Here is a 6,119-nt window from a genome sequence, read left to right as displayed (position 1 = left end):
CCTCCGTGGCGGCCCCCTCTCGGACCGTAAACGCGCCCCCGAACACGCCCCCCACGTGCACCCCGCCGCCCCTCACCCGCATCACTGCCGCGCAACGATTTACGCGAAGCCGCTGTGTGCTGTGTCACGGTGGAGTTCAATTCGGCGCAGGCAAGGCAGACGTACGAATGGCGTACGTACGGCAGGGGGTGCCAGGGTGAGTGTTTCCCGGCGCGGTGGGACCACGGACGATCCGAGCGCTCGGGGCGGGGCCATGGACGGGCAGGGTGCCGCGGAGCCGGCGCACGGCGCTGCCGGGAGCGATGACTCCGAGCTTCTCGCCGCCCTTCTCGACGGCATGGACGCAGCATTGTGCGCGCTCGACACGGACGGCGTCGTCACGCACTGGAACCGCGAGGCGGAGCGCATCCTCGGCTGGTCCCCGGAGGAGGCGGTCGGGCGGCAGGGTTTCGGCGGCTGGGCCGCGCGTGAGGCCGACGCGGGCGACATGTGGCGTTCGCTCGCCGCCGCGATGCGCGCGCCGGGACGGCAGGTGCACGAGTTCGCGCTGCTCACGAAGGACGGCGGTCGCGTCCTCGTCCGCGTCCAGTCCGCCGCCGTACGGGACACCGACGGCCGCCCCGCCGGGGTGTACTGCGCCTTCAGCGAGGTCCACACGCAGATAGACCTGGAGCGCTCCATAGCGCTCGGCGAGGCGCTCTTCGACGAGGCCGCCTGGGGCGTCGTGCTCGTCGACGCCGATCTGCGGCCCGCCGCGGTCAACGCCTACGCGGCCCGCGCGCTCGGCACCGGCCGGACGGCGTTGCTCGGCCGCCCGCTCGCCGACATCCTCGGCCAGGGTGTCGAGGAACTGGAGAGCGCGCTCACGCACGTGCTCGCCGAAGGCGCCCCGCCCGCCCCCGCCGAGCTGTGGGTCACGGTCCGCGAGGAGGAGGAGCGCACGCGGCGCTGCTGGCGCTCGGGCTTCGTACGGCTCTCCTCGCCGCTCAGTGAGGAGCCCGTGCCGCTCGGCGTCGGCTGGTTCTTCCAGGACGTGACCGAGGCGCGGCTCGCCGAGCAGGAGAGTGCGCAGCTGCGCTTCCGCTCCGGGCAGTCGCAGCGTGCCGCACGCGCCGCGGCGGAGTGCGAGGACCCGGGCGAGGCGGTCATGGTCCACCTCGACTTCGCCCTCGCCGGTTTCGCCGACCACGCCTTCGTCGACCTCCTCGACACCCCCGCGGCGCACCACGAACCCGAGGGCAATGGCGGAACGCCGCGTCTCGTGCGAGGCGCGATGACCCCCGGTGGAAGTCCGGGCCCGCTGCGCACCGCGCTCGCGGGGGTCGGGCTGCCGGTCGGCTACGGCGAGGCGCACCCGGCCGTGCGGGCGGTGCGCCGCTCGGGCGCGGTGCGCACGAGCTGGCACGGCGGCGTCGACGACGAGGAGCGCGAGGACTGGTCGCACCGCCACCGCTGGCCCCGCGAGACCGAGCACGCGCTCTGTGCCGTGCTGCGCAGCCGCGGTCTCACGCTAGGTGTCGTGACGTTTCTGCGCGGCCCCGGCCGCCACGCCTTCGACCGCTCCGACGCCCAGTACGCGGAATCCGTCGCCCTGCGCGTCGCGGGCGCCGTGGACCTCGCCCGCCTGCTCGTCCCGCACCCGCGCGCGGACCGGGGGCCGTACGCGAGTCACGAGCCGTACGGGGAGTGAGGCGCGGCCGACGGGCGCGCGGCGGACGACCGGGCGCTCCCCGCCACAGACGCCTCAGTGCTGGTAGTGGATGCGCTCCCGGTGCCGTGCGAAGACCTCCTTGTTCCACTCCAGTCCGCCCGGCACGTTCCCCGAGCGCAACAGGGGTGGTTCGGTGCCTTCGGCGGCCAGGAGCGCCGCCGCCGTCGCGGTCGTGGCCTGGAGGAGCGCGCTGGTCACGGCCGTGGAGGCCGGACCGAAGGGGGCGGCGATGCCGTCACCGCTCAGTTCCGCGTCGCCCACGGTGATCTTGTTGTCGAGCACGACGTCGCAGTGCTCGGCGAGGAAGGAGTTCCAGGGGTTGGCGGGGACGCTGTGCCCGGCGTACGCGGCGGAGGTGACGCCGATGACCTTCAGCCCCTTCTCGCGCGCGCGTACCGCCATCTCGACGGGCAGGACGTTGCGTCCGGAGAGCGAGATGATCACCAGCAGGTCGCCGGGCGCGGCGGGCGACTGGTCGAGCACGGTCCCCGCGAGCCCCTCGACGCGTTCCAGCGCGGAGCCCAGGGTCGCGGGCCGTACGTCCACGCCGAGCGTGCCGGGCACCGTGAGCAGGTTCACGAGGGCGAGCCCGCCGGCCTTGTAGACGAGGTCCTGCGCGATGAGCGAGGAGTGCCCGGCCCCGAAGGCGAAGATCCGCCCGCCCTCGGTCACGGTCGCGGCGAGCAGCCGAGCGGCCCGCTCGACGGGACCGCCGGGGACGGCTTCCTCGTCCCGTACGCGGGTGAGGAGCGCGGTCACGGCGTCCAGGTAGCGGCGGGCGGTGTCCGGGGCGGGCGGGGTGGCCACGGTCCCGGCGACCGGGGTCGCGGGGTCCGCGGGCGCGGCGTCCTCGGGGGAAGTGGTCTCGGCGCTCATCCGTGCCTCGTGCCTCCTGCTCGGGCGCCCCTGCCCCGGGCGAGGGCGGCGCGGTGGGTGGCACGGCGGCGTGCCGTCGCTCACGGTGCGGCCCGGGGACCTGGGCTGTCAACAGTGCCCGGGTGGGGCGCGGGGGAGAGGCGGGAGGGGTGGGAAGGGCCGCCGGAAGACCCCCGCCGGTCGGCCCGGGCCGGTTGTCAGCGGGATGCGTCAGAATTGACGGCAGGGCCAGCGCACACCGATCGCCGGGACCCTCGGCGGTCACAGCATCAAGGGGCACGGATGTCCGGACTGATCGACACCACGGAGATGTATCTCCGCACCATCCTCGAACTGGAGGAGGAAGGTGTGGTGCCCATGCGCGCCCGTATCGCGGAGCGGCTCGACCAGAGCGGCCCCACCGTCAGCCAGACGGTGGCGCGCATGGAAAGGGACGGTCTCGTCGCCGTCGCCAGTGACCGCCACCTGGAGCTGACCGAGGAGGGCCGCCGCCTCGCCACGCGGGTCATGCGCAAGCACCGGCTCGCCGAGTGCCTCCTCGTCGACGTCATCGGCCTGGAGTGGGAGCAGGTCCACGCCGAGGCGTGTCGCTGGGAGCACGTCATGAGCGAGGCGGTCGAGCGCCGCGTCCTCGACCTCCTGCGCCACCCGACCGAGTCCCCCTACGGCAACCCGATCCCGGGTCTTGAGGAGCTGGGCGAGCAATCGGAGGCCGATCCCTTCCTCGACGCGGGCATGGTCTCGCTCGCCGACCTGGAGCCGGGCGGCGAGGGCAAGAACGTGGTCGTGCGCCGCATCGGCGAGCCCATCCAGACCGACGCGCAGCTCATGTACACGCTGCGGCGCGCGGGCGTCCAGCCGGGCGCGGTGGTGAGCGTGACGCGCGCGGCGGGCGGGGTTCTCGTCGGCAGCGGCGGCGAGGCCGCCGAGCTGGACACCGAGATCGCCTCGCACGTCTTCGTCGCGAAGGGCTGAGGCGCTACACCGGGGGAGCGAGCGCGCCGACCGCACCGGCGCACGACCCTCCGCGCGCCCGGCGACGGCCGGGCGCCGCTTCGGCATGTCGTCCGACGTCTGCGGCGGGCGCGGGCGGGGCCGCGCGAGCGGTGGGGGACGGCGCGGGGCGGCACCGGTGCCGGGGGGTGGCACGGAGTCCGTCGCGCGGGGGCGCCGTGGCGACGGTGGCCCGGCTGGGTGCGGGCGTGCGTTGCCGCGCGCCGGGAGCGTCGACCCGTACCGGAGGGGATGAGTGCGCCTCTCCGGGTGGCCCTGGTCAATGGGAGCCGTGGTCGATGAGGTTCAGGGGCCGGACAACCGGATGACCAGGTGTCCGGAAGTCCTCCACGGCCGCTGAGGGGGCCCGGTCCTCCCCGCTCGGGCCTGTGTGGTGGACGGAAAGCGGATCGAGGGCGTCCGGAGTGCGGCGAGTGTTCCTGGTTTTGGTTTTTTCTGGGCCGGATGGGCAGCGCCGACGGGTTTGGCGTGTCAGTCTGACGCGATGGGACGGTCGAGGGCGGCGGTGGCTCCTCGGGGAGGCGGCGCGTGCGCGCCGGGTTCCGGCGCCTCGCGACGCCGGAACCCGGTCCCCCCTGCACTGACCCGGAGCCCCGAGCTCTCAGGGTCACCCCCGGGCGGGTCCGTTCCGCGAGGAACCCGCCCCTCGGCTGAGATCTCCCCCGCGCCACGGGCGTCAACCTTCCCCGACTGTCACTCGTACGAGGGGACTTGGGGCGAAAAGCGTTGTTTTCCACCGAGAATCGAATGACGTTTCGATAGCGTCCGTGTCGCGGGTTGCGGGGGCGCCGCGCGGGAGCAGGACAGGAACGACTGGGGGTGCCGGGACCGATGGTGCGCCGGATCGATGTGACAGGGGCGGGCGGAGTGCGGCTCGCGGCGTGGGAGTACGAGGGGACGGTGCCGGGGAGCGGGGGCTCGCGTCCCGGTGTCCTCCTGCTGCACGGACTCCTGGGGCGGGGCTCGCACTGGGCGGGAAGCGCGGGCTGGCTCGCGGAGCGGCACCGCGTGATCGCGCTCGATCAGCGGGGGCACGGGGCGAGCGAGCGGCCGGGCGCGGAGTACTCGCGCGCGGCTTACGTGGGGGACGTGCGCGCCGTGGTGGAGAGCCTGGCGCTCGGCCCCGCCGTGCTGATAGGACACGGGGCCGGTGCGCTGACGGCCTGGCAGTTCGCTGCGCGGCACCCGGAGTCCGTGCGGGCGCTCGTCATCTCGGACATGCGGGCGTCGGCGCTGGGTATCGCGGCGCAGCGGGAGTGGGTGGACTGGCTGCGCGGCTGGCCGCTGCCCTTCGCGTCGCTCGGCGAGGCGGAGAAGTGGTTCGCCGCGGGTGACCCCTGGCTGGAACGCCCCAGCGCGGCGCGTGGGGCCTACTACGCGGAGGTCATGGAACGGGCGGGGGACGGCTGGCGACCGGTCTTCGAGCCGGAGCACATGATCGCCTCGCGCGAGGCGTGGGTCCACGACTCGCACTGGGACGAGCTGGGCCAAGTGGCGTGCCCGACGCTGGTGTTGCGCGGAACGGAGGGGGAACTGGGCCGGGCGGAGGCGCAGGAGATGGTCCGCGTGCTGCCGCGCGGCCAGTACGCGGAGCTGAGAGGCGCGGGCCACCTGGCCCACTACGAACGACAGGAGGCATGGCGGGAGGCGGTCGAACCCTTCCTGGCGGGCGCGCTGACCGCCTGAGCGGTTCCCGGCGACGACCGAACGGCCTGGGGGAGCCGGAGTACGGCTGCCGGATTACCTGCTCGCCCGGAGCCGCCGTCGCGGGGCCGCCCTGAGCGGCTGCCTGTCGCGCCGTCGCGGGGGGTTTGTTGCGGGGTGCGGTCGGTGCGGAGGCCCGCACGCGGGTGAGGGCTGAACAAGTCGGTACGGAGGGCGGATTCATCCCTGTGCAGCGCGTCGGGGGCGTCGGCGTCCCGGGCCTGCGGTGGGTGCCTGCTCCTCGTGACACGGGCGGGGCGGCGCCATCGGGGTGGGGCGGTTGGTTCGCTTTCGGGTTCGCCTGCGGGAATCAGGGGTGCGGCTGGTGCGAACCTGCGGCGAGGCCGCCGCGGACGCGAGGGGGCGGCGGCAGGCTGGCCCGCCGTGCGGCTGACGGGCGCCCGCGCGCCCCGGCGCGCTATCGGCGTGCGGGGGCGCATGACCGCAACGCCGACCGCTTCCACGTCCCACCCGGCAGGCCCCCGGGCGCCCCGGTCGCTCCAGCCGACACGCAGTTCCCGGCGCCTCCTGACCCCTCGGGCACCCTCCGCAGTCCTCTCGGCCACCGGGCTGTCTTCGCGTCGACGCACGGGTCCCGAGCCGAGCCCTCTCAGGCCGACGTGCGTCTCCGCTTCTAACGCCAGCGCCCGACAGCCAGCCCGTGCCACAGTCAGCCGCCCCTGACCCAGCCCCCTCCCTGCACCCAGCCCCGTAGCCGCTCCGCCCCCGCCTCCGTCAGGAAGTCGGCTGGGGTTCTCTTCCGCAGGCGTAGGCCAGTGGGTTGATGAGCTCTTCCGTGGTGGGGAGCCAGCGG

The 6,119-nt window shown here is 74.5% G+C and carries 4 protein-coding genes; 3 read left to right on the top strand and 1 reads right to left on the bottom strand.

Annotated features, from left to right (window positions below):
• The first annotated feature begins 196 nt into the window (after positions 1–196).
• Positions 197–1,690, top strand: coding sequence for a PAS domain-containing protein (locus IF99_RS0129685; protein WP_420705740.1), 1,494 nt, complete (start codon positions 197–199; stop codon positions 1,688–1,690).
• Positions 1,691–1,744: 54 nt separating this feature from the next.
• On the opposite strand, the gene IF99_RS0129680 is transcribed toward IF99_RS0129685, so the two are convergent.
• Entirely contained in the window at positions 1,745–2,587 is an 843-nt protein-coding gene (locus IF99_RS0129680) for an SIS domain-containing protein (RefSeq protein ID WP_234340914.1), read from the bottom strand.
• A gap of 282 nt (positions 2,588–2,869) precedes the next feature.
• Between IF99_RS0129680 and IF99_RS0129675 the strand changes: the two genes are divergently transcribed.
• Both IF99_RS0129675 and IF99_RS0129670 read left to right on the top strand, forming a co-directional pair.
• Positions 2,870–3,562: a metal-dependent transcriptional regulator gene (locus IF99_RS0129675; protein ID WP_031001444.1), complete on the top strand. Its 693-nt coding sequence runs from the start codon at positions 2,870–2,872 to the stop codon at positions 3,560–3,562.
• A gap of 870 nt (positions 3,563–4,432) precedes the next feature.
• Positions 4,433–5,287: an alpha/beta fold hydrolase gene (locus IF99_RS0129670; RefSeq protein WP_031001443.1), complete on the top strand. Its 855-nt coding sequence runs from the start codon at positions 4,433–4,435 to the stop codon at positions 5,285–5,287.
• The last annotated feature ends 832 nt before the right edge of the window (positions 5,288–6,119 follow it).

It is taken from the genome of Streptomyces sp. NRRL F-5630, assembly GCF_000719475.1.
Classification (GTDB): domain Bacteria; phylum Actinomycetota; class Actinomycetes; order Streptomycetales; family Streptomycetaceae; genus Streptomyces.
Note: the sequence above shows the minus strand (reverse complement) of the source record. Positions and strands in the feature narration are given on the sequence as shown.

Coding starts and splice junctions, on each gene's coding strand:
- IF99_RS0129680 (WP_234340914.1), bottom strand. CDS start 2,587: ATGAGCGCCGAGACCACTTCCCCCGAGGACGCCGCGCCCGCGGACCCC.
- IF99_RS0129675 (WP_031001444.1), top strand. CDS start 2,870: ATGTCCGGACTGATCGACACCACGGAGATGTATCTCCGCACCATCCTC.
- IF99_RS0129670 (WP_031001443.1), top strand. CDS start 4,433: ATGGTGCGCCGGATCGATGTGACAGGGGCGGGCGGAGTGCGGCTCGCG.